The organism is Chryseobacterium angstadtii (assembly GCF_001045465.1).
GTDB lineage: Bacteria > Bacteroidota > Bacteroidia > Flavobacteriales > Weeksellaceae > Chryseobacterium > Chryseobacterium angstadtii.
The window spans coordinates 592,531-614,698 of sequence record NZ_LFND01000003.1; the positions used below are offsets into that span (position 1 = coordinate 592,531).

A 22,168-nucleotide genomic window follows, 5' to 3' on the forward strand; every position below is an offset into this window, starting at 1 on the left:
TAAATTAATCAAAAAAATACTTAGGAGAATGCATATTGCAGTTACAGGAAATATTGGAGCAGGAAAAACGACTTTAACCACGATGCTTGCCAAGCATTACGGATGGGATGCACAGTTTGAAGATGTAGACCATAACCCTTATCTGGAAGATTTTTATGCAGACATGAGCAAATGGAGTTTTGCCCTGCAGATTTACTTTTTGGGAAGCAGATTCCGCCAGGTAAAAGAGATCAGAGAAAGTGGGAAAAATATTATCCAGGACCGTACAATCTATGAAGATGCCCATATTTTTGCTGAAAACCTGAATGATATGAAGCTTCTTTCAGACAGGGATTTCAATAATTATATCTCTGTTTTCGGGCTGATGAAATCTTTTGTTTCTGCACCGGATTTGTTGATCTATTTAAAATCTGACGTTCCGAATCTGGTAAAAAAGATTTACAAAAGAGGAAGAGAATATGAAGCGTCCATCAGTATCGAATACCTTTCCAAACTGAATCAGAAATATGAAAAATGGATCTCCGATTATACAGAAGGAAAACTTCTTGTGATTGAAGTAGATGATCTGGATTTTGTGGAAAAACCTGAAGATTTCGGATTTATCCTTGAAAAAATTGAAGCAGAATTAAACGGTCTGTTTTAACAAATTTTTATCAGAATTTAAGACGGTTTTCAATTCATTTCTTCCTAAATTTGAGTGGAAGAGTTTAATCTTTTAAATAAATGCGTTATGATGGTTAAGGTTTTACACAACGGAAACTGTTCAAAATCAAATGCTGTACTGGAGTATCTGGACGAGAATGGGGTACCCTTTGAAATCATCAATATTATTGAAGATCCATTGAGTATTTTAGAAATTAAAACGGTGCTTAAAAAATTGAATCAGAGTGTCTTTCATATGATCCGTAAGACAGATAAACTTTATACGGAGAACTATGCAGATAAAAATTACTCTGAAGAAGAATGGATCAGAATTCTGTCTGAAAACCCTTCCCTTATACAAAGGCCTATTCTGATCAAAGGATCTGTAGCGATGCTGGGAAGACCTATTGAAAATGTAAAATTCTTTATTGAAAAATAAGACATAAAAAAAGTCAGCGGAAGCTGACTTTTTTGTTTTTACAATAGAATGACGCCTTCTATTTTTGCGACTTCTTTATAGATTTTCACGATTTGATCTGCATCCAAAACAAATGCGTTGATATTGCAGGCCGTATATTTTCCGTTTTTACTTTCGCGGTTTCCCAGTGTAAATTGAATGCCATCAAAAACTTTATAGATTTCAGTAAGTTTTGCGTCATCTGTAGGGATAATAAATTTGAATAAATAATCTTCAGGAAAGTCATGGTGACCTTCCAGTTTTTCCTTCAGAGAACTGTAAAAATCCTCTGGATTAGCATGTTGGTTTCCTTGTAATATATCCATCTCCAGTTGTTAAATTATATATAAATATAGCGAAAATTATTCTATTTTCCAAGCGGTCCGAGAAGCGCTTTGGAATTCTGATGCTCATAATCTTCAATGATATTGAACAGTCCGTTTACCAGTTGTTCAGAGGCCAGTCTGCTCAGCCCACCTGAGTTCACACTGTTACCGCTTCCACCTCCCAGAAGGCTTCCCAGAAGATTGTTCCCGGAAAGTGCCGTATTGATGGTTTTCGCGATTCCGTATTCATTCAGTTTTTCATCTACTTTCGGGGCAATGGCTGCTACTAGCTGCTGAGACGCTTTTTCCTTTAAAATCTGTGTTGCCGTAGTACCCTGGATGATTCTTGTGACATCCTGTGCCGTCAGACTGTTTACAGCATCCTGTAGAATAGGTTTTGAAGTATTGACGGTATAGGCTGCTGCCTGGGCAATAAAATCTCTTTCCTTAGCTACGAGTGAAGGGGCAATTTTTTCCAGTGTGGAATTAATATCTCTCAACTCCTTTGGAAGAGCTTTGTCTACCATATTGTTCTGAAGAAAAGCTTCTTTATTGCTGTAAATCCCCATTCCTTTATCAATACCATTCAGAAGGACTCTTTTAATGATCGATAAGCCGAGGTCGGTAGTGGCCATGGTCTGGCATGACTGTACGCTGGTTAATACTAATGTTCCGGTTCCTATGATCAGGGCTGCCGCTATAATGTATTTTTTCATTGATCTTTTTCTTATTTTTTCAAATATTGCGCCAAAGGTAAATACTATTCCCGTATTAACAAAATATTAAATTCTTGGTGCCTGTTTGGTGAAATTTTTGTTAAAAATGCAGGTTTTTTAATTGGTTATTTGATTGTTAATTCATATTTATAATGAGATTTAGTTAATTGGTAGGGGTTTATGGTGGTGTTTTGTTTAGTTTTTATTTAATTTTTTTAAATTTTTAAGATATGTTAACAATGTTCGTTTTTTTTTCTATTTTTGACTAATGTCTTTTTTTGAGAATTTAAATAACTCCACCATTGAGGACATTAAATTAAATTTAGATTGTACGAATAAAATTGAACTATATGAAACAACGTGATTTAAAGTATTCATGTCTCATTGCTGTTTTATACTTCGGTATGAATGTCAATGCACAGACTACTCCAAAAGATACTGTTCCTAAAGAACAAAAAATCGAGGAGGTGGTTCTTATTGGATATGGATCTCAGAAAAAAGAAAATATTACCGGAAGTATCGGGCTGGTTACAGCAAAAGATCTTGCTGATAAACCGAATGCCAATCCGATAAGCTCAATTCAGGGTAAGCTATCCGGGGTACAGATTTTAAATTCCGGAGCTCCCGGAGGTTCTCCCAGAGTAGATATCAGAGGAGTAGGGTCACTTACAGGTAAAACGGTATTCATTGTGGATGGTATGATCACCGATGATATTTCCTTTTTAAATCCTCAGGATATTGAATCCATGAGTGTATTGAAAGACCCTTCCAGTTTGGCAATTTTTGGTGCCAGAGCTTCCAACGGAGCTGTGATTATTAAAACCAAGACAGGTAGAGGAAAGAAACCTGTTTTTAATTTTAATTCTTATCTGGGTATTAAGAAGGTAACCAATATTCCGGAAATGGCTAATTCGGATCAGTATATTGAATTATATAATGAAAAATTAAGAAATGAAAATGTTACTGACCCTACAAAGTTTTTAAGCAGATCTAATTTTCCGGCAGATACCAACTGGTTTAAAGAAATTTTCAGAACAAGTATCATTAATTCCAATGATTTTTCAGCTTCCGGTAATTTAGGGAAACTTAATTATTATGGAAGTATCGGAAATTTACAGGATGAAGGTAACCTGGCTGCAGGAAGAGGAATCAACTCAGGAAGCGGGTTCAACAGATTCAATACAAAATTAAACCTTACGTATAAAATAACGGACAATATTACCATTGGAAATAATTTTTCATTTTCAAAAATGCGTACGGATGCGGCACAGAATCCATTGCTGGATGCCTATAATGCCCCTCCGATATTTTCAACGATAAATCCTGCAACAGGAGATTATCAGTTTTTCAACGGTTACTCTATTCCCAACCCAAGAGCAAAGCTGGATTTATTCCGTTCGCAGACCAGACAGGAAAGGCTGCTTAATAATGTTTGGGGAGAATACAAATTCCTGAAAGACTTTACATTAAAAGTTAGCTACACATCAGATAATATTAATACGAGCAAGTACGAGTACTCTCCAACGCTTAATTACGCTCCTGTTTCAGATCAGAAACCACCAAAGCTGATTACAAGAGATTCCAAAGACAGAAACTATGTTTGGGATAATACCTTAACCTGGAAAAAAAGTTTTGGAAACCACAATTTTGAAGTATTGGCCGGTTTCTCCAGAACAAGAAACTCTTATTCTGAAGTGTATTCTGAAGCACTCAATGTGGGATATGACGGAAGCAATGAGTCTTTGGCTATAAGCAACGGAACCAATATTATTATTTATACGAACGACAGACCTGAGCTCAATCTGAACCAGGATCAATACCGTATTGAATCATTCTTTGGAAGATTGAATTACGACTATAAAGGAAAATATCTCCTGAATGCTTCTATCCGTAGAGATGGTACATCACAGATTTCCGCTGATGACAGAAACAAAGTCTTTCCTGCAGTAAGTGTAGGTTGGGTTGTAACGAAGGAAGATTTCATGAGCAATCAGAACCTGTTCAATCTATTAAAACTGAGAGCAAGTTATGGTAAACTTGGAAATCCTAATGTAACAAGAAAATATACTCTGAACGTTTCCAGCATTGCAGGAGGTGCATATTATGGAAATACAGGGTATCCGGCACAAACGATTGACCAAATAATAGATCCAAGTATTGGCTGGGAAACGACATCCGGAGGAGACTTAGGTTTGGAAATGGCTTTACTTAATAACAAGCTGAAAATTGACGCTACCTATTTCAACAAGGATTCCAAAGATGTTGTTTATGGAATTTTCCAGGGAACAGTTTCCGGAGCCAGTAACTGGCGTAATTTTGTAACCAATGCCTATTCTTTTAACAATAAAGGATTTGAAGTTTCCGTAAACTACAATACAAAAATCAGTGAGAATATAGGAATTGGAGCTTATGGTAATTTCACAGGGTTGAAAAACAGAATCACTTCAGTATATGGAGGTTCTTATTTAGAAACCGGAGCAAGTTTATTTGGTAATTCTATTGTAAGACTTCAGGAAGGACAGGCAGTTGGATCTTATTATGGATATCAGGTTACGGGGATCTTCCAGGATCAGGCAGATGTAAATGCTTCGGCAACCCAGAATCAGGCAAGACCGGGGGCTTTTAAATTTGCAGATTTGGACGGAAATGGTGTGATTGATACAAGAGATAAAACATTCTTAGGAAGTCCTATACCTAAAGGAACTTATGGATTTGGTGTTAATATGAATATTTATGATTTTGATTTTGCCATTGACTTCCAGGGAGTTTTCGGTAACAAAATCTATAATTATAACCGTGAACAGCGTTTTGGAAACGAAAACTGGGATCTGGATTTCTATAACAACAGATGGAATGGTGCAGGTACATCTAACTCTTATTCAATGGTTACTAATGATCAGGCGATTATTTTACCAAACAGTTTCTATGTAGAAGATGGAAGCTATATCAGAATTAGAAATATTCAGGTTGGATATAACCTGCCAAAAGCATTCACCAATGCTATGTCTATAACTAAACTGAGATTGTATATAAGTGCACAGAACCCTTGGACAAGTTTTAAGTATAAAGGTTTCTCTCCTGAAATTATGAATACGGACAGAGTGCAAATGGGGGTTGATAACAATATCTATCCTATCTCGGCAATCTATACATTCGGTATGAATTTAACATTTTAATTAGAAGAGTTATGAAAAAAATATTTTTATCAATCGCATTAGTTTCTCTTTTGGCTAGTTGCAAAGATGATTTTTTAGATATAAAAGAAGAGGGAGAGATTGAAGCATCTACATTCTTCACAACACAGCAGGATGCAATGAATGGTACAAATGCTATCTACAGCTTTTTAAGAAGCTGGGAAAATTCAGCATTCCCTTATCAGTTTGTTTTTGGGGTACCTGCAGATGATGTCATAAAAGGATCGAACCCCGGAGACGCATCATTTATTAACGAATATGATAATTTTACTTACACCGTTAGTAACGAGGGGGTTAGAGGATATTGGATTGGCCAGTGGCAAGCGGTAAACAGAGCTAACCAGGTAATTACAAAAGTGCCGGGAATTAGCATGGATAATGATTTGAAAAACAGATTGGTTGCAGAGGCCAAAATGTTAAGAGCTTACTTCTATTTCAATTTGGTAAGAATTTATGGAGGTGTTCCTATATTTGATGGCCTTCAGTCAAATTATAATATTCCGCGTAATTCTGTAGATGAGGTTTATAATTTCATTATTTCAGATCTTACTGCAGCGGCGGCAGTTCTTCCTCAGTCATATGGTGCAGCGGATCTTGGAAGAGTGACAAAAGGGGGTGCTTTAGGGATGCTTGCAAAAGTTTACCTTTATAAGAAAGACTGGCAGAGAGCCTACGATGTTTCTAATCAGGTGATTGGTATGGGATATAATTTAGACCCGGATTTTAATCATTTATTCAGACCTGCAGGAGAATTTGGATCAGAATCTGTTTTCGAAGTTAATTGTGGTTGCGACCCTCAGCTTGGGCAGTCTGCAGGAAGTCAGTATGCCGAGGTTCAGGGAGTAAGAAATCAGTTCGGATGGGGATTCTTTACTCCTTCTCAAGCATTGGAAAATGCATTTGAGCCTGGAGATATCCGTAAAGAATTAACTATTTTGAGAAATGGTGAAATTACACCTGAAGGAGATCTTATTGCTATGGGGGACGATCAGTCTGTAACGACCTATAATCAAAAAGTGTATGTTCCAAAAGCTCTTAATAATAGTTCATGCGGCTATGGATCAATCCAGAATATCAGAATTCTCAGATTTGCTGAAATATTGCTGATCAATGCTGAAGCTGCTAACGAACTGGGAAATACAGCTGCAGCTGTTACCAATCTTAACAAAGTAAGAAACAGAGCTCAGCTGGGAGTAACTACAGCGACAACACAAACGGCTCTTAGAACAGCAATATGGCACGAGCGTAGAGTAGAGCTTGCTTTAGAAGGTGACCGTTTCGTAGACCTTGTAAGAACAGGACAGGCTGCTACCGTACTGGCTCCATATGGATTTAAGGCCGGAAAGAATGAGCTGTTCCCGATTCCTTTAGATGCTATGCTTGAAAGTAACGGGCTGTTTACTCAAAACCCAGGATATTAAATTTGAATATAAACTTTAGAGGAGAATGAAAGTTCTCCTCTTCTTTTAGTAGAACCAGGTAAAAAAAGATTTCATGAAAAGGACTTTACTATCAATTGCCGTAACCTCTTTATTCTTTGCATACGCTTGCAAAAATTCTCAAAATCCAAAACAAAATCCTACTCAAGTTGAAGCTGTAAAAAGTGATATTACAGACGAACAGCTTATGGACAGAGTACAGAAAGATGCCTTAAAGTATTTCTGGGACTATGCTGAACCTAAGTCTATGCTGGGAAGGGAGCGTTACCACGAAGACAATATTTATCCGGATAACGATAAACATGTGATTACAACAGGCGGTTCCGGATTTGGACTGGCAACACTTCTGGTAGGAGTGGAAAGAGGATTTATTCCCAGAAAAGAGGCTGTAAAAAGATTGACCCATATGATGGATTTCCTTGCAAAAGCAGACCGTCACAAAGGAGCCTGGTCTCACTGGATCAATGGGGAAACAGGAAAAACGGTGCCTTTCGGGAAAAAAGATAATGGCGGAGATCTTGTAGAAACAGCCTTTCTAACTTCAGGAATTCTGATGGTTCGTGAATATTTTAAAAATGGAAATGCCGAAGAAAAAGCACTCGCCTCAAAATGCGACGAACTTTGGAAAGGTATTCAATGGAACTGGTATACAAAAGGAGGTGAAAAAGTGCTGTACTGGCATTGGTCACCGGAATATCAATGGGAAATGAACTTCCCGCTGGAAGGCTACAACGAATGCCTCATCACTTACATTCTGGCCGCTTCTTCGCCTACACATCCCATAGATGTGGAAACATACTACAAAGGCTGGACAAGAAACGGGACCTATCTTACTGATAAAACAAAATACGGACTTCCTCTGTATGTAAAACACAATTACGCTGAAGAATACGGCGGACCGCTTTTCTGGTCACAATATTCCTATATCGGATTAGATCCCACCGGACTTTCCGATAAACTGGTGAAAAATTATTTTGATGTAAATAAAAATCAAGTTCTCATCGATTATAAATACTGCGTTGAAAATCCAAAACAATGGAAAGGCTACGGCCCGAACTATTGGGGACTGACAGCCGGATATACAAGAAATGAAGACGGAACCACAGGGTACACCGCTCATATGCCAACCAATGACAATGGTGTAATAACACCTACCGCCGCATTAAGCAGCTTTCCATATACCCCGAGACAGTCTATGGATTTCCTGAGATTCCTCTATATACAAAAACCTGAATTCATTGGGTCAGCAGGACCTTATGATGCCACTTCAGTGAATTATAACAATTGGTTCACTCCGAGATATCTGGCAATAGATCAGGGAACCATCGCTCCGATGATTGAAAACTACAGAAGCGGATTTCTTTGGAAACTGTTTATGAATGCTCCCGAAATTCAGCAGGGATTAAAGAAATTAAGTTTCAAATCTGAAAAATACAATATTAAATAGTGGAGAAATATTATCTTCAACAGGATTTTCATTCAATAGAAACGGGCTTTAGCCCGTTTAAATAAAAAAGCAAATACACCAAACGGCTTTAGCCAAAACCTAAATAATAATATGAATTTAAAACTGAAACACCTGCCTCTTTTACTCTTGCCATTTTCATTACAGATGAATGCCCAGGAAATAAAAGGAGAATTAAACAAAGAAATTAAGCGAACGGAGAAAATGTCCTACATTCTGGATTACCCTCAAAAGGTAAAAGGAAATGTTCCGTTGATTGTATTTCTCCACGGCTCGGGAGAAAGAGGGAATAATCTGGAATTAGTAAAGGCTCACAGTCCGTTTACATATAAAAACCTGATTAAGGAACCGGTAGCGATTCTGGCACCGCAATGCCCGGCAGATACTTGGTGGGACACGATTACAGTATATAATCTGATCAAAGAAATTCAGAAAAAATATAAAATTGATGCCTCAAGAATACACCTTACAGGACTTTCAATGGGAGGATGGGGAACTTTAAAACTGGCTATGGAGCACCCAGAGATGTTTGCATCCGTAACTTCAGTATGCGCTCCTACGGATATAGGAATGTATGCCAATATTAATCAGTATAAAGGGTTGAATATGAAAATCTTTCATGGAGGAATGGATGATATTGTCCTTCCGGAAAACGCCCTTAGATTTTATCAGAGCCTGCATCCGGTAAATCCGTCGGCAGAACTCGTGATTTTTCCGAATGATAACCATAATTCATGGGATTCTACCTATTCTGACCCTAAATTATACGAATGGATGCTTTCGAAGAAAAAAGGAGAATAAGTTTAATTAGAATAAAGAATAAAGAATAAAGAATAAAGAATAAAGAATAAAGAATAAAGAATAAAGAATAAAGAATAAAGAATAAAGAATAAAGAATAAAGAATAAAGAATAAAGACGCGAGTTATAACACAATCAATTTTATCTCTGATAAAATCTTTGCGCCTTAAAACATAAAGCTTGAAAAAAATAGCGCCATTGCGTTATCCAACAAAACACCCAAAGTAAACAATAAAATTAGAACTATAATTTAAGAAGATAGATTTATGAAAAAGTTAATTGTACTTGCAGCTTTAGCACTTTCACCCGTGTTTTCCGCACAGGAAATGGTAAACAAGCCGGTGCAGTCTTATCAGACGGCCCAATACCAAGCGAAAAGAAAAGCTTTTGTAGAAAATCTTTTGTCGAAAATGACTTTAGATGAAAAGATTGGACAGCTCAACCTGCCTACCTCAGGAGATTTTACAACAGGGCAGGCTCAAAGCTCAGATATCGGAAAAAAAGTGGAGCAGGGATTAGTAGGAGGATTATTCAACATAAAAGGAGCTGAAAAAATCAAGGCAGTTCAGAAAGTGGCCATTGAAAAAAGCCGTCTGAAAATTCCTTTGATCTTCGGAATGGATGTGATTCATGGCTACGAAACCACCTTCCCGATTCCTTTGGGACTAGCCGCTTCCTGGGATATGAACCTGGTGCAGCAGTCTGCAAGAGTTGCAGCAAAAGAAGCTTCTTCCGATGGAATCAACTGGACGTTTTCGCCAATGGTGGATATTTCCAGAGAACCAAGATGGGGAAGAGTCTCTGAAGGCTCCGGAGAAGATCCGTATTTAGGAAGTGAAATTTCTAAAAATATGGTGTACGGTTATCAGGGGAAAGATCTTTCTGCGGGCAATACCATTCTGGCATGCGTAAAGCACTTTGCATTGTACGGTGCGGGTGAAGCAGGAAGAGATTACAACACGGTAGATATGAGCCACGTGAGAATGTTCAACGAATATTTTCCACCCTACAAATCGGCTGTAGATGCAGGTGTAGCTTCGGTAATGGCTTCTTTCAACGAAGTGGACGGAGTTCCTGCAACCGGAAACAAATGGCTGCAAACCGATGTTCTTAGAAAATTGTGGAACTTCAAAGGCTTTGTGGTAACCGATTACACAGGGATCAACGAAATGATAGAGCACGGAATGGGAGACCTTCAGCAGGTATCAGCATTAGCCCTGAAAGCCGGAATAGATATGGATATGGTAGGCGAAGGATTTTTAACAACTCTTAAAAAATCTTTGGATGAAGGGAAAGTAACGCAGGCAGAAATAGACATGGCAGCAAGAAGAATTCTGGAAGCCAAGTACGACCTCGGATTATTTGATGATCCTTACCGTTATGGTGATGCTAAACTGGCCGCAAAAGAGGTGTACAATATGGAAAACAGAAACATTGCCAGAAGTGCGGCAGCACAGTCTATGGTATTGCTGAAGAACGAAAACCAGGTACTTCCGTTGAAGAAATCAGGGACAGTAGCCGTAATCGGACCATTGGTTAATAATTCACTGAATATGGCCGGAACATGGAGTGTAGCTACCAAGCATGCAGCTTCAGTTTCTTTAATGCAGGGGCTTCAGGCCAATTACGGAAAAGAAGTGAAATTCCTTTCAGCAAAAGGTGCCAACATTGATTATGATGCTAAATTAGAAGATATTTACGCAGCCCACGGCAAAAAAACAGACCGTGATAACCGTTCAAAAGAAGAATTACTGAAAGAAGCCGTTGATGTGGCCAATAAAGCAGATGTAATCGTTCTTGCTATCGGTGAATCTGCAGAAATGAGCGGTGAATCTTCCTCAAGAACTGAAATTACAATTCCTCAGTCTCAGGTAGATTTGCTGAATGAATTGAAAAAGACAGGAAAACCAATTGCAATGGTTCTTTACACTGGTCGTCCGCTGGCTTTAACCAATGTAAAAGATATACCGGATGCTATTGTTAATGCCTGGTTTGCCGGTTCAGAAGCAGGAAACGCTATTTCTGATGTTCTGTTTGGAAAAGTAAACCCTTCAGGAAAACTTCCGATGACTTTCCCGAGAAGTCTGGGGCAGGTGCCTATTTATTACAATGCAAAAAATACAGGCCGCCCGCTGAGCCAGGACAAAGTGGATAAATGTGTATACGAAAGATTCCGTTCCAATTATATGGATGAGTGCAACACGCCGCTTTATCCGTTCGGATATGGTCTGAGCTATACTAAATTCAGCTATTCCGATATGTCTGTTTCGAACCCGAATCCAAAAGGAAATCAAACGATTCAGGCTGTGGTAACGGTGACCAATTCCGGAAATTATGATGGAGCGGAAGTGGTACAGCTTTATATCAGAGATATAGTAGGAAGCATTACAAGACCCGTAAAAGAACTGAAAGGATTCCAGAAAATATTCCTGAAAAAAGGTGAATCTAAGAAAGTAGTTTTTGATATTACCCCTGAAAGCCTGAAATTTTACAATGGAGAACTGAAGCTTGATTGGGAACCGGGAGAGTTTGATATCATGATCGGAACCAGTTCTGATAAGGTTAGAAATTCAAAAATCAACTGGACAAAAGAATAAAAAAGCCATTCTTTTGAGTGGCTTTTTTATTCTTTTGGCATGATTTTTATTAAAACACTTGTAACATTAAAATAATAATTATGAAAAAAACGATTATGCTTAGTGCAATGTTTGTAGGTTCTTTGATGTTCGCTCAGACCGTAGGAGGAGATAAGGATGCCCATGGGTGTATCGGTTCTGCAGGATATACGTATTCTCAGATCAGAAAAGACTGTGTAAGGGTTTTTGAACAGAAAATTAAATTAACGGAAGTGGCTTCGAAAGGAAGTTCTACTTCAATGGCAGCCGTGATTTTCAGTAAAGATATGAAGAAAGCAGAGGTTTTTATTCCGGATACAGACGGGGAAAGCCTTATTCTTACCAGATTGGGTAAAGGAAAAACCTGGAAAAAAGACGGGTATGTTTTGGTTCCGTTTCAGAAAAACGGATTCCAGCTTAAAAAAGATAATGTGGTGATTTACCAGTAAATCAAATTTTATAAAATACAATAGAGACTGTCTGTTTAGGCGGTCTCTTTGTTTTTTACCGTATGTATATATCAATTAACAGGACATGGTAATCAGAAAATCAATAGAACAAAATATAGGTATAAGTTTCTTACAATGAGTGGTTTTTTGTATCTTGGATCAACTAATACCTTGTTTCTGTTATTTTTTATAAAACTTAAACCATAAATATTTTTAATATGAGAAAAATTGTTTTACTGGGTTCAGTGTTACTCAGCTCTTTGGCTTTTGCCCAACAAAAATCTCCGGTTGTAGGAGGCGATAAAGATGTCCATGGCTGTAGAGCTTCAGCAGGGTATACGTATTCACAAATCAAGAATGATTGTGTAAAGGTTTTTGCACAGAAAATTAAGTTGAAGGAAGTAAGTTCTGATAAAAGCTCAACTTCAATGACTGCCGTTATTTTTAGTAAAGATATGAAGAGGGCTGAGGTTTTCATCCCGGATCAAAGTGCGAAAAGCATTATTCTTAACAGAGAAGGAAAAACCAAAATGTGGAAAAGCGGAAGCCATATTAAAGAATCTTACGTTTTAATTCCTTACAAAAAAACAGGTTACCAGATTAAAAAAGATGATGTCGTGATTTATCAGTAAATCTAAATTTTAGATAATATAAAGCCGTTCGAAAGAGTGGCTTTTTTAATTAAACAAAGCAAAATATAGTTTTTTATTTAAAACTTGTTTAAACTTTTTTAACAAGACATTAAAAGTATAAAATAAATCTGTTAAACACATTTTAAGCTTAACCACAAAAGAGACAAAAGCTATTTGCACAGATGTTAGATATGATAAAAGTTCTCAAAAGAATAAAAATCAAAGATTTTTAAAGGCTTATATGAACTTCTATGCGCAAAGTATTTAAACTTAAAAATCACTAAAGTGTTTGAAATAAAACTTTTGTGATTTTTGTGGTTTAATAAAAAAGTTTAAACTGATTTTTAATGAAAAGTCTTAAAAATTATAATTGATTATATATAAATTCTGTTTTAGTTAAAAAATGTATATTCGTATAACTAAATCATAGCAGAATCCGAAAAGCTTACAGAGTAGGAAAAACAACAAAGCAAATTAATTATGAAAAATCTGAAAAAATTAACCAAGAAAGAATTGAAAACAGTTCAGGGAGGTATTCCTATGTGTTTGCCAGGGTATTACTGGTGTGCATTCGTAAAAAAATGTATTTCGGTGAATGTAGAGTGCGGACTTGCATAACAGAACATTCGCTTACGGCCTCAGGGCTGTTCTCATTAAAGCAAATAGCCGTTCGGATGAACGGCTATTCTTATTTTAAAAGAGTGAATATCTATTACAAAGAAAGACCTGATTTTTGATCAGACATTATCTTTTTAGATGCACAATGCTTCATTATACCTTCTGCATGGCCCATTCTCAGTGTACTGACATGTTCCTGACGGGCAGCTTTGTCCCGGTTGCGGTACCCATCCTCCTGAAATCATTTTTAAATCGGATTTTGATAGCTTCTTTAGATTTTTCATAATTAATTTGTTTTAATTGAGTTGATTGGTGCTCTTCACTGTTTTGAGCTTTACCATATTTACTAAATTAAAACAAATTAATTGAAATAAAATCACTGAACGTTGAAAAATAAAATGATTTTATACAAATTGTTGAATAAATATCTTAAATCTTTAACGTAAGAATACCGTTATATACCTATTCTGATAAAATGAATGCCGTTTATAACTTTGATGTTACAGGAATTCCCAATTTGCTTTTTACGGAAGCCGTGATGTCTTCTCCGCCATCAAGATATGCGATATTATTAAAACCTTGAGATTTTGAAGTATCAAAAACGTAGGCAAGACCTTTTTCTTTGGCAACTGCACTGATTGCATCATTGACTTTCTTCTGTAACGGCTGGAATAATTCATTTTGTTTATCAGCGACATCTTTTGTCAGTTTTGCTCTAAACTCCTCAATTCTGCTTCCCAGATTTTGTAACTCAGTTTGTGCAAGAACCAGCTCTTTGGTTACTTTTTCTCTGTTAGCTTCACTAAGCGTTTTTTCTTTTTCTTGGGCCACTTTTAACTTAGCCTGAAAATCGTTCACCATTTTATCAATCTCGGTCTGTTTTGTCTTGGCAAAATTTTCAAAAGTTAGGGATGCTGTTTTTGCTTCAGGAAAAGTAGCGAAAATAACATCTGAGTTCACATGTCCCAATTTTTGTTGGGAATATGCCCAGTTAGTAGCGAATAAAAGTGCTGTTGAAAACACAATAATTAATTTTTTCATTTTATTTTTTTTTAGAAATTGGGTACAAATATATTGCATAATTCACAATTTAGATTTTGCATTTGTGTTAAAAAAAGCTAATTATTAAAGGGTTAACACGATTAAATCATAAAATTTTTTTGTGAGTTTATGGTGGAGTAATAAGAATAATATATCTGGAATCTGGGCTTTTAATCCATGTGAAAATGATTGAATGATTCCATCTTTTTAGTTAAAATTTAAAACACTATTCACAATTTTTATCTCTCAATGAAAATCCGTATTTTTGTGCATCTAAAAGTAAAAGAAAGAATGAATTCCTACAAAAATCCATTGGAAGAGCGTTATTCCAGTGAAGAAATGTTGTTTAATTTCTCACATAACAATAAATTCCGTACCTGGAGAAAGCTTTGGATTGCCCTTGCTGAAATTGAAAAAGACTTAGGTCTTGAAATTACAGATGAGCAGATTGCAGAGCTGAAAGCTAATGCAGAAAATATCGATTTCGATAAAGCAGCTGAGTACGAAAAAAAATTCCGTCATGATGTAATGGCTCACGTTCACACGTATGGTGATGTGGCGCCTTCAGCAAAAGGAATTATCCACTTGGGAGCTACTTCGGCTTTTGTAGGAGACAATACAGACCTTATTCAAATTCGCGACGGGCTTTTAATCCTGAAGAAAAAATTGGTGAACGTCATGAAAAACTTAGCCGATTTCTCTATTCAGTACAAAGACCTTCCTACTTTAGGATTCACCCACTTCCAGCCTGCACAGCTGACAACCGTTGGTAAAAGAGCTACACTTTGGTTACAGAGTTTGGTTCTGGATATTGAAGAGCTGGATTTCTTCCTGGAAACACTACGTTTCAGAGGAGTAAAAGGAACTACGGGAACAGCAGCAAGCTTCTTGGAACTTTTCAACGGTGATTATTCCAAAGTAAAACACTTAGATAAAGAACTTTCAAAAAGATTTGGTTTTGAGAAAGTTTTCGGAGTTTCCGGACAGACTTACGACAGAAAAATTGATGCTAAAGTGGTAGCATTATTAGGAAACATTGCTCAGTCTGCTCACAAATTCACCAATGATTTACGTCTTCTTCAGAATCTTAAAGAAATTGAAGAACCATTCGAGAAAAACCAGATCGGTTCATCGGCAATGGCTTACAAGCGTAATCCAATGAGAAGTGAAAGAATCGGAGCATTGGCAAAATATGTAATGTCGCTTACGACAAGTTCTGCGATGGTAGCTTCTACGCAATGGTTTGAAAGAACACTGGATGATTCTGCGAACAAGAGATTAACGATTCCTCAGGCGTTCCTGGCTGTTGATGCCATCTTATTGATCTGGAACAACATTATGAACGGAATCGTGGTTTATCCGAACAGAATCAACAAACATATTGAAGAAGAGCTTCCTTTCATGGCTACAGAATACATCATCATGGAAGAAGTAAAAGCAGGAGGAGACCGCCAGGAAATTCACGAAGTAATCAGAGTTCATTCTATGGAAGCTTCCAAGAAAGTGAAAGAAGAAGGAAAAGAAAACGACCTGATTGAAAGAATCCTGAATGATGATTCTTTAAAACTAGACAAATCAAAATTAAAAGAAGTTTTAGATCCTAAAAACTTTATCGGTTTTGCACCTATTCAGACGGAAGAATTTATCAGCAATGAAGTTCAGCCGATTCTGGATCAGAATAAAGACCTGATAGGATTGGAGGCTGATCTTAAAGTATAAAACATATGCAGTCTTTTGGGCTGCATATTTTTTTTAAAAGACTTTCTTCAGAATAGTCTCATCATCCTTCAGTTGGTAAAATAAAAAGTGAACCAGCCATTGGTTCTGAAAAAGAAAAAAGAAAGTAATAAATCTAATATTTAAAATCTGACATCTAATATGTCTAATAACAAAAGAATTTTCGTAGAAAAAAGAGGAATTTTCGATGTTGAAAGTCCAAAAATTTTTGATGAAGTAAAAGCAGTTGTTCCTGCAGTCAAAAATGTAAAAGTCTATAATGTATATGATATTTTCGGACTGAATGACGGAGAATTCGGGAAAGTAGTCAACAGCACTTTCGCAGATCCTGTAACTGATATTTTGCACACGGAAAACCCTGCACAAGGAATCTGTTTTGCTATGGAGTTTCTTCCAGGCCAGTACGATCAGCGCGCAGATTCTGCACAGCAGTGTATCGCCTTATTGACGGAGAATGAAAAATCAAAGGTAAGAAGCGGAAAACTGATCCAGTTTGAAGGCGTTTCTGAAGCAGACCTTGTAAAAATCAAAGACCTTCTGATCAATAAAGTGGAATCTCAGGAAAAAGACCTTTCTATCCTGGATATTCCAGCAGACGAAGTGCCGTCAAAAGTTTTGATTCACGAAAATTTCATCAATTTCAATGAAGCTGAACTTGAAAATTTCTACAATAATCATGGTTTCGCTTTAGGATTGGATGACCTGAGATTCATTCAGGAATATTTCAAAACTGAAAACAGAAACCCTACGGAAACAGAACTTAAAGTTTTAGACACGTATTGGAGCGACCACTGTCGTCACACTACCTTTGAAACAGAATTGTCAGATATTCAGTTTGAAGGAGCATTCAAACAGACATTGGAAACTATTTTCAATGATTATATCGAAAAAAGAAAATTCTTAGGCCGTGAGCTGAAGCCGATCTCTTTAATGGATCTTGCGACAGTTTGTGGTAAATATTTCCATAAAACAGGGAATCTGGAGAATCTTGTTATCTCAGATGAGATCAATGCATGCACCATCCAGATCGAAGCTGAATACGACGGTAAAAAAGAGCCATGGTATTTATTATTCAAAAATGAAACCCATAATCACCCAACGGAAATCGAGCCTTTCGGTGGTGCTTCAACATGTTTGGGAGGAGCCATCAGAGACCCTTTGTCCGGAAGATCATTCGTATTCCAGGCCATGAGACTTACCGGAGCTGCTGATGTTTTAGAATCAGTTGACAAAACCTTACCGGGAAAACTTCCTCAGAAAACCATTACCAAGCAGGCTGCCAACGGATATTCATCCTACGGAAACCAAATCGGACTGGCTACTACTATGGTTTCCGAAATCTATGACGAAGGTTACAAAGCCAAAAGAATGGAAGTAGGATTCGTTACCGGAGCCGTTCCTTTAGACTGGGTAAGACGCGACAAACCTGAAAATGGCGACTCCATCATTATTTTAGGAGGAGCAACAGGCCGTGATGGTGTTGGCGGGGCAAGCGGAAGCTCAAAAGAACAGGATGAAACCTCTATTCATACCATGAGTTCCGAAGTTCAGAAAGGAAACGCAGTGGAAGAACGTAAGATTCAGAGATTATTCAGAAAACCTGAAGTTACAAAACTGATTAAAAAATCAAACGATTTCGGTGCAGGAGGAGTTTCTGTAGCGATTGGTGAAATTGCAGACTCTTTAGAAGTTAATCTTGATGTTTTACCATTAAAATATGAAGGATTAAATGGTACTGAACTGGCTATTTCTGAATCTCAGGAAAGAATGGCAGTAGTAGTGGATCCAAAAGATAAAGAACAGTTCATTAAATTCTGTGAAGATGAAAACATTGTTGCTGTTGAAGTGGCAAAAGTAACCGATTCAGGCAGAATGCAGATGTTCTGGAAAGGAGACAAGATTGTTGACCTTTCAAGAGAATTCTTAGATACCAATGGTTGTTCCAAAACTCAGGAGGTGAAAATTACACACCTTGATGAGGTAAAAGAAGAAACAGTATCTTTCACGGAAGAGAACTTCATTAAGATATTAAGCGATAAAAATGTAGCGTCCCAAAAAGGATTGTTGGAAATGTTCGACTCTTCCGTAGGCGGAACTACAGTAGCTATGCCTCTTGGAGGAAAATACCAACAGACTTTAATGGAGGGAAGTGCTCAGACTCTTCCGATTTTGGGTGCTAAAGACATTGAAACCGTTTCTTTGGCAAGCTGGGGCTTTGATGCCGGAATTTCCAAGCAGAATTCATTATTGGGAGCTTCCTATGCCGTAGTAGAAAGTGTTGCGAAGATTGCTGCTATGGGTGGCGATTATAAAAACATCAGATTAAGTTTCCAGGAATATTTTGAAAAACTGGGTCAGAATCCTGAGAAATGGGGGAAGCCTTTAGCCTCTCTTTTAGGAGCTTATGACGCACAGATTCATCTTGGTCTGGCTGCAATTGGAGGAAAAGATTCCATGAGCGGTACCTATCAGGATCTGAATGTTCCACCGACATTGATTTCATTTGCTTGCGCCAACGGAGAAAAGAAGAACATTATTTCTCCTGAATTCAAAAATGCCGGAAATAAATTATACTTCTTCAACCATATCCCTCAGGAAAACGGACTTCCCAATTATGAAAGCTTAAAAGGAATTTTCGAATTGATCTTTGAAAATATCAAGGCAGGAAAAATTGTTTCCGTGAAGACGGTTAAAGAAGGCGGAGCAGCAGTAGCTCTTGCAAAAATGAGCTTCGGAAACAGATTGGGAGCAGACGTTACCATTGACGAAAAAGCTTTATTGGCTAAAAATATCGGAAGCTTAATCATCGAAGCAAAAGAAGAACTGAGCAATGCCTCTCTTCAGCAGATCGGTGAAGTAAAAGATTCAGGGATCTTAAAAATAAACAGTCTTGAATCTCAGATCTCAACTCTTGAATCTGCGTATACAGGAACGTTTGAAAACCTTTTCCCAACGAAAGAAAAAGAAAAGTTAACGGTTGAAATAGATGAGAAATCCAACTCAATCAACCCAAGAAATATCATCATTAAGAAACACGGAATTGCCCAGCCGAAAGTATTTGCTCCGGTGTTCCCGGGAACCAACTGCGAGTACGAAACGTTGAATGCATTCCAGAAAGAAGGAGCAGTGATCAGCAGTCTTCCTTTGAAAAATATCAGCCATCAGTTGCTTGACGAGAGCATTGATGCATGGGTAGAAGAGATCAGAACGTCTCAGATCCTTGCTTTCTCTGGAGGTTTCTCTGCAGGTGACGAACCGGACGGTTCTGCAAAATTCATCGTCAATGTTCTGAAAAACGAGAAAATGAAAAATGCCGTTCACGAGCTATTGGACAGAGACGGTATGATCATTGGAATCTGTAATGGTTTCCAGGCTTTGGTAAAATCCGGTCTGCTGCCTTACGGAAGAATTAAAGATCTGGATGAAAATTCTCCTACATTGGCTCATAATGCCATCAGAAGACACATTTCACAGATGGTTAATGTAAAAGTAATCAACGATGAAAGCCCTTGGTTAAAAGGAATGAAAGATCAGGTATTCACTATTCCGATCTCTCACGGTGAAGGACGTTTTATGGCTTCGGAAGAAGAAATTAAGAAGTTGTACGAAAATGGCCAGATTGCCACCCAATACATCGATCTTGACGGAAACATCGCGCACGGAATGCCGTTCAACCCGAACAACTCACTATTCGGAATTGAAGGAATTACCAGCCCATGCGGAAAGATTTACGGAAGAATGGGCCATCCAGAACGTTTTGCTGAAGGTCTCATGAAAAATATACCGACCGCGAATTACCATAATATATTCAAAAATGGAGTGGAATACTTCAAATAACAATAAAAGAAAAATGATCGTCATCTATGGCGGTCATTTTTCAAATATGCCCGGATTCTACGAAGAGGTTTCTTCAGTACTCATGAAAGGTACAGACTGGAAAGTAGGAACTCTGGACGGCTTCGATGATATTCTCTATGGTGGTTTCGGAGTGTTTGAAAATAATGAGGAAATTGAACTCATCTGGAAAGAATCTCAAAAATCCAGGAATGATCTGGGTTTTGACGCAACCCGCAGCTTTTATCAAAACAAAATAAATCAGGGAAAACCATTTAATATCGAGCTAATTCAGCAAAAACTGGATGAACTCATTTCCGGAAAAGGACAGACACTGTTTGAAATTTTAATCGAAATCATAGAGTCACACGGAAATATTACACTAATTTTGGATTGATATTTTGATGAATGATGAATGATGAATGATGAATCGTTGATTGTGAGTTGTGAGTTGTGAGTTGTGAGTTGTGAATTGTGGATTTTGAATAATGAATAATATCGCTTTTACCCTCAAAATTACTAATTTCTAACATCTAACATCTAACATCTAACATCTAGCATCTAGCATCTAATTTCTAATTAAAAAAAATGAAGAAAATAATTTATGGATTGTTTTTCGGGGACAGCATTACCTACGGAGAATATGACGGAGTCTTTGGCGGATGGGTAGATATCCTGAAAAGATATGCCCTGCAGCAGTTTCATGAAGGAAGCAATAATGAATTGATCCTTTTTAATCTCGGAATAGGAGGAGAAACCACAGAAGGACTGTTAAAGAGAATGCCCCATGAACTGGCTGCCCGGAATTCTGCGGAGGGAAATATAATTTTCATCGGTTATGGAGCCAACGATCTTGCTGTAAAAAACGGAAACCGGATTGTGTCTCCTGAACAGTTTAAAGATAATATTCAGAAGGCAGTTCTGCATGCAAAAGAATATTCCGGGGATATTTATCTGGTAAGTATTCTTCCGTTTTCTGAAAAAATAGATGGAGTAGAAGCGGCAAGCGGAAAATTAAGAACCAATGCAGACGTTCTGCAATACAATCAGAGGTTGAAGGATATTGCTGCTCAAAATAATGTACATTACGTTGATTTGTATGCTGCATTCGTGCAGGACAAAGAAATCCTGCTTTCCGCAGATGGGGTTCATCCCAATGAAAAAGGATATGGAGTAATGGCTGAAACCGCAATATCAATCATAGAAAAATATTTATAATGGCACATTTGTTTTCTTACGGAACCCTGCAAAAAGAGCAGGTACAACTTGAAACATTCAAAAGACTTTTATCAGGAGATAAAGATATTCTTACAGGATATAAACTGGGAATGGTTGAAATTACAGATCCCGAAGTTTTGCGTAAAAGCAATCAGAAATTTCATCCCATCTTAGAATTTTCCGGAAACAGCAGCGATGAGGTGGAAGGTATGCTTTTTGAAGTTACGGAAGAAGAGATTCTTCAGGCTGATGAATATGAGGTGGATGACTACAAAAGAATTGAAACCGTTTTCAAATCCGGAAGAAAAGGGTTTATTTATGTAGGGAAGTAAAATGAATTAATTTACTCTTTAAGTGGTGAAATATTAATTTTATTTAATTAGTTTTATGCTTGTAAATAAAATATACTATGAAAAATCTGAAAAAGCTTAAAAGAGATGAGCTGAAAAATGTAAAAGGAGGTTTAGGTCCGTCATTAATCATTTATCCAACAGATGAAAACGGATACTGTAGTACGCCTCCGTATATTTCCTACTGTGCAAGATTTGATGGCTGCATGACCCCAGAATCATGGGATAAATACTGTTCTTAAAAAAATGAAGCATTCCGTAAGGGATGCTTTTCTGTTAAAACACATATTTTCCGTAAACAACAATTCCTACAACAACCGCTCCCGCCGTCAGCAGCAACACCGCTCCCGCCGCAATATCTTTAATGAAGCCGATTCTTTCATCAAAATCCGGCTGGATGATGTCACATATCTTTTCCAGGGCAGTATTGAAAATTTCGGCACTTAAAACAGCAATACAAGCCAGAATAATAAGGATGGTGTCTGTAGCCGAAAGCTTACAATAGAAAATTAAAAAAAGATTGATGAAAAAAGCAGCAAGTTCGATCTGAAAATTTCTTTCTGTTTTTATCATCAGGAAAATACCGCGGAAAGCGTTGATAAAACTTTTATGAACAGGCGGTTTTTTCATAGATTC

At 37.4% G+C, this 22,168-nt stretch carries 21 protein-coding genes; 16 read left to right on the plus strand and 5 right to left on the minus strand.

Features of this window, described 5'->3' with window-relative positions; all coding sequences use genetic code 11:
* Positions 1–28: 28 nt before the first annotated feature.
* Positions 29–643, plus strand: coding sequence for a deoxynucleoside kinase (locus ACM46_RS10580; RefSeq protein WP_048506618.1), 615 nt, complete (start codon positions 29–31; stop codon positions 641–643).
* A gap of 87 nt (positions 644–730) precedes the next feature.
* Positions 731–1,081 (plus strand): ArsC/Spx/MgsR family protein, encoded by a 351-nt coding sequence (locus tag ACM46_RS10585; RefSeq protein WP_048506619.1) that lies wholly within the window; start codon positions 731–733, stop codon positions 1,079–1,081.
* A 38-nt stretch (positions 1,082–1,119) separates the two neighbouring features.
* Here the strand turns inward: ACM46_RS10585 and ACM46_RS10590 are convergent, their stop codons facing one another.
* Positions 1,120–1,425 (minus strand): DUF493 family protein, encoded by a 306-nt coding sequence (locus ACM46_RS10590; protein WP_048506620.1) that lies wholly within the window; start codon positions 1,423–1,425, stop codon positions 1,120–1,122.
* A 41-nt stretch (positions 1,426–1,466) separates the two neighbouring features.
* Positions 1,467–2,141: a DUF4197 family protein gene (locus tag ACM46_RS10595; protein ID WP_048506621.1), complete on the minus strand. Its 675-nt coding sequence runs from the start codon at positions 2,139–2,141 to the stop codon at positions 1,467–1,469.
* A gap of 350 nt (positions 2,142–2,491) precedes the next feature.
* On the opposite strand from ACM46_RS10595, the gene ACM46_RS10600 reads away from it, so the two are divergent.
* The 8 genes from ACM46_RS10600 (at position 2,492) to ACM46_RS23105 (ending at position 13,352) form a co-directional block, all read left to right on the plus strand.
* Positions 2,492–5,317 (plus strand): SusC/RagA family TonB-linked outer membrane protein, encoded by a 2,826-nt coding sequence (locus ACM46_RS10600; RefSeq protein ID WP_083997380.1) that lies wholly within the window; start codon positions 2,492–2,494, stop codon positions 5,315–5,317.
* Between the two features lie 11 nt (positions 5,318–5,328).
* Complete coding sequence (locus tag ACM46_RS10605; protein WP_048506623.1) at positions 5,329–6,756, plus strand: RagB/SusD family nutrient uptake outer membrane protein; 1,428 nt, start codon at positions 5,329–5,331, stop codon at positions 6,754–6,756.
* 73 nt (positions 6,757–6,829) lie between these two features.
* Positions 6,830–8,221: a glucoamylase family protein gene (locus ACM46_RS10610; RefSeq protein WP_048506624.1), complete on the plus strand. Its 1,392-nt coding sequence runs from the start codon at positions 6,830–6,832 to the stop codon at positions 8,219–8,221.
* A 111-nt stretch (positions 8,222–8,332) separates the two neighbouring features.
* A complete protein-coding gene (locus tag ACM46_RS10615; RefSeq protein WP_048506625.1) occupies positions 8,333–9,040 on the plus strand; it encodes a carboxylesterase family protein in 708 nt (235 codons plus the stop codon).
* Positions 9,041–9,304: 264 nt separating this feature from the next.
* Positions 9,305–11,635 carry a beta-glucosidase BglX gene (bglX, locus tag ACM46_RS10620; protein ID WP_048506626.1) on the plus strand — a complete coding sequence of 777 codons (2,331 nt, stop codon included), beginning with the start codon at positions 9,305–9,307 and terminating at the stop codon, positions 11,633–11,635.
* 80 nt (positions 11,636–11,715) lie between these two features.
* Positions 11,716–12,102, plus strand: a complete 387-nt coding sequence (locus ACM46_RS10625; protein WP_048506627.1) for a hypothetical protein — start codon at positions 11,716–11,718, stop codon at positions 12,100–12,102.
* Positions 12,103–12,320: 218 nt separating this feature from the next.
* Positions 12,321–12,734 carry a hypothetical protein gene (locus tag ACM46_RS10630; RefSeq protein WP_048506628.1) on the plus strand — a complete coding sequence of 138 codons (414 nt, stop codon included), beginning with the start codon at positions 12,321–12,323 and terminating at the stop codon, positions 12,732–12,734.
* Positions 12,735–13,214: 480 nt separating this feature from the next.
* On the plus strand, positions 13,215–13,352 hold the full coding sequence (locus ACM46_RS23105; RefSeq protein WP_117614429.1) for a bacteriocin-like protein: 138 nt from the start codon (positions 13,215–13,217) through the stop codon (positions 13,350–13,352).
* A 134-nt stretch (positions 13,353–13,486) separates the two neighbouring features.
* Here the strand turns inward: ACM46_RS23105 and ACM46_RS23365 are convergent, their stop codons facing one another.
* Entirely contained in the window at positions 13,487–13,636 is a 150-nt protein-coding gene (locus tag ACM46_RS23365) for a bacteriocin-like protein (RefSeq protein ID WP_157859446.1), read from the minus strand.
* A gap of 202 nt (positions 13,637–13,838) precedes the next feature.
* The gene (locus ACM46_RS10635) at positions 13,839–14,393 is read right to left on the minus strand and encodes an OmpH/Skp family outer membrane protein (RefSeq protein ID WP_048506629.1); all 555 of its coding nucleotides are present in this window, start codon (positions 14,391–14,393) and stop codon (positions 13,839–13,841) included.
* A gap of 291 nt (positions 14,394–14,684) precedes the next feature.
* Here ACM46_RS10635 and purB point away from each other — a divergent pair, with 291 nt between their 5' ends.
* The 6 genes from purB (at position 14,685) to ACM46_RS10665 (ending at position 21,774) form a co-directional block, all read left to right on the plus strand.
* A complete protein-coding gene (gene purB / locus ACM46_RS10640) occupies positions 14,685–16,112 on the plus strand; it encodes an adenylosuccinate lyase (protein ID WP_048507134.1) in 1,428 nt (475 codons plus the stop codon).
* Between the two features lie 159 nt (positions 16,113–16,271).
* Positions 16,272–19,967, plus strand: a complete 3,696-nt coding sequence (locus ACM46_RS10645; protein WP_048506630.1) for a phosphoribosylformylglycinamidine synthase — start codon at positions 16,272–16,274, stop codon at positions 19,965–19,967.
* Complete coding sequence (locus ACM46_RS10650) at positions 19,945–20,361, plus strand: barstar family protein (RefSeq protein ID WP_048506631.1); 417 nt, start codon at positions 19,945–19,947, stop codon at positions 20,359–20,361. Before ACM46_RS10645 ends, ACM46_RS10650 begins: the two co-directional genes overlap by 23 nt.
* Before the next feature lie 191 nt (positions 20,362–20,552).
* Positions 20,553–21,182 (plus strand): SGNH/GDSL hydrolase family protein, encoded by a 630-nt coding sequence (locus ACM46_RS10655; RefSeq protein ID WP_083997381.1) that lies wholly within the window; start codon positions 20,553–20,555, stop codon positions 21,180–21,182.
* On the plus strand, positions 21,182–21,514 hold the full coding sequence (locus ACM46_RS10660; RefSeq protein WP_048506632.1) for a gamma-glutamylcyclotransferase family protein: 333 nt from the start codon (positions 21,182–21,184) through the stop codon (positions 21,512–21,514). The genes ACM46_RS10655 and ACM46_RS10660 overlap by 1 nt, the downstream gene beginning before the upstream one ends.
* A gap of 77 nt (positions 21,515–21,591) precedes the next feature.
* On the plus strand, positions 21,592–21,774 hold the full coding sequence (locus ACM46_RS10665; RefSeq protein ID WP_048506633.1) for a bacteriocin-like protein: 183 nt from the start codon (positions 21,592–21,594) through the stop codon (positions 21,772–21,774).
* Between the two features lie 34 nt (positions 21,775–21,808).
* Here the strand turns inward: ACM46_RS10665 and ACM46_RS10670 are convergent, their stop codons facing one another.
* On the minus strand, positions 21,809–22,162 hold the full coding sequence (locus tag ACM46_RS10670; protein WP_048506634.1) for a diacylglycerol kinase family protein: 354 nt from the start codon (positions 22,160–22,162) through the stop codon (positions 21,809–21,811).
* Between the last annotated feature and the right edge of the window lie 6 nt (positions 22,163–22,168).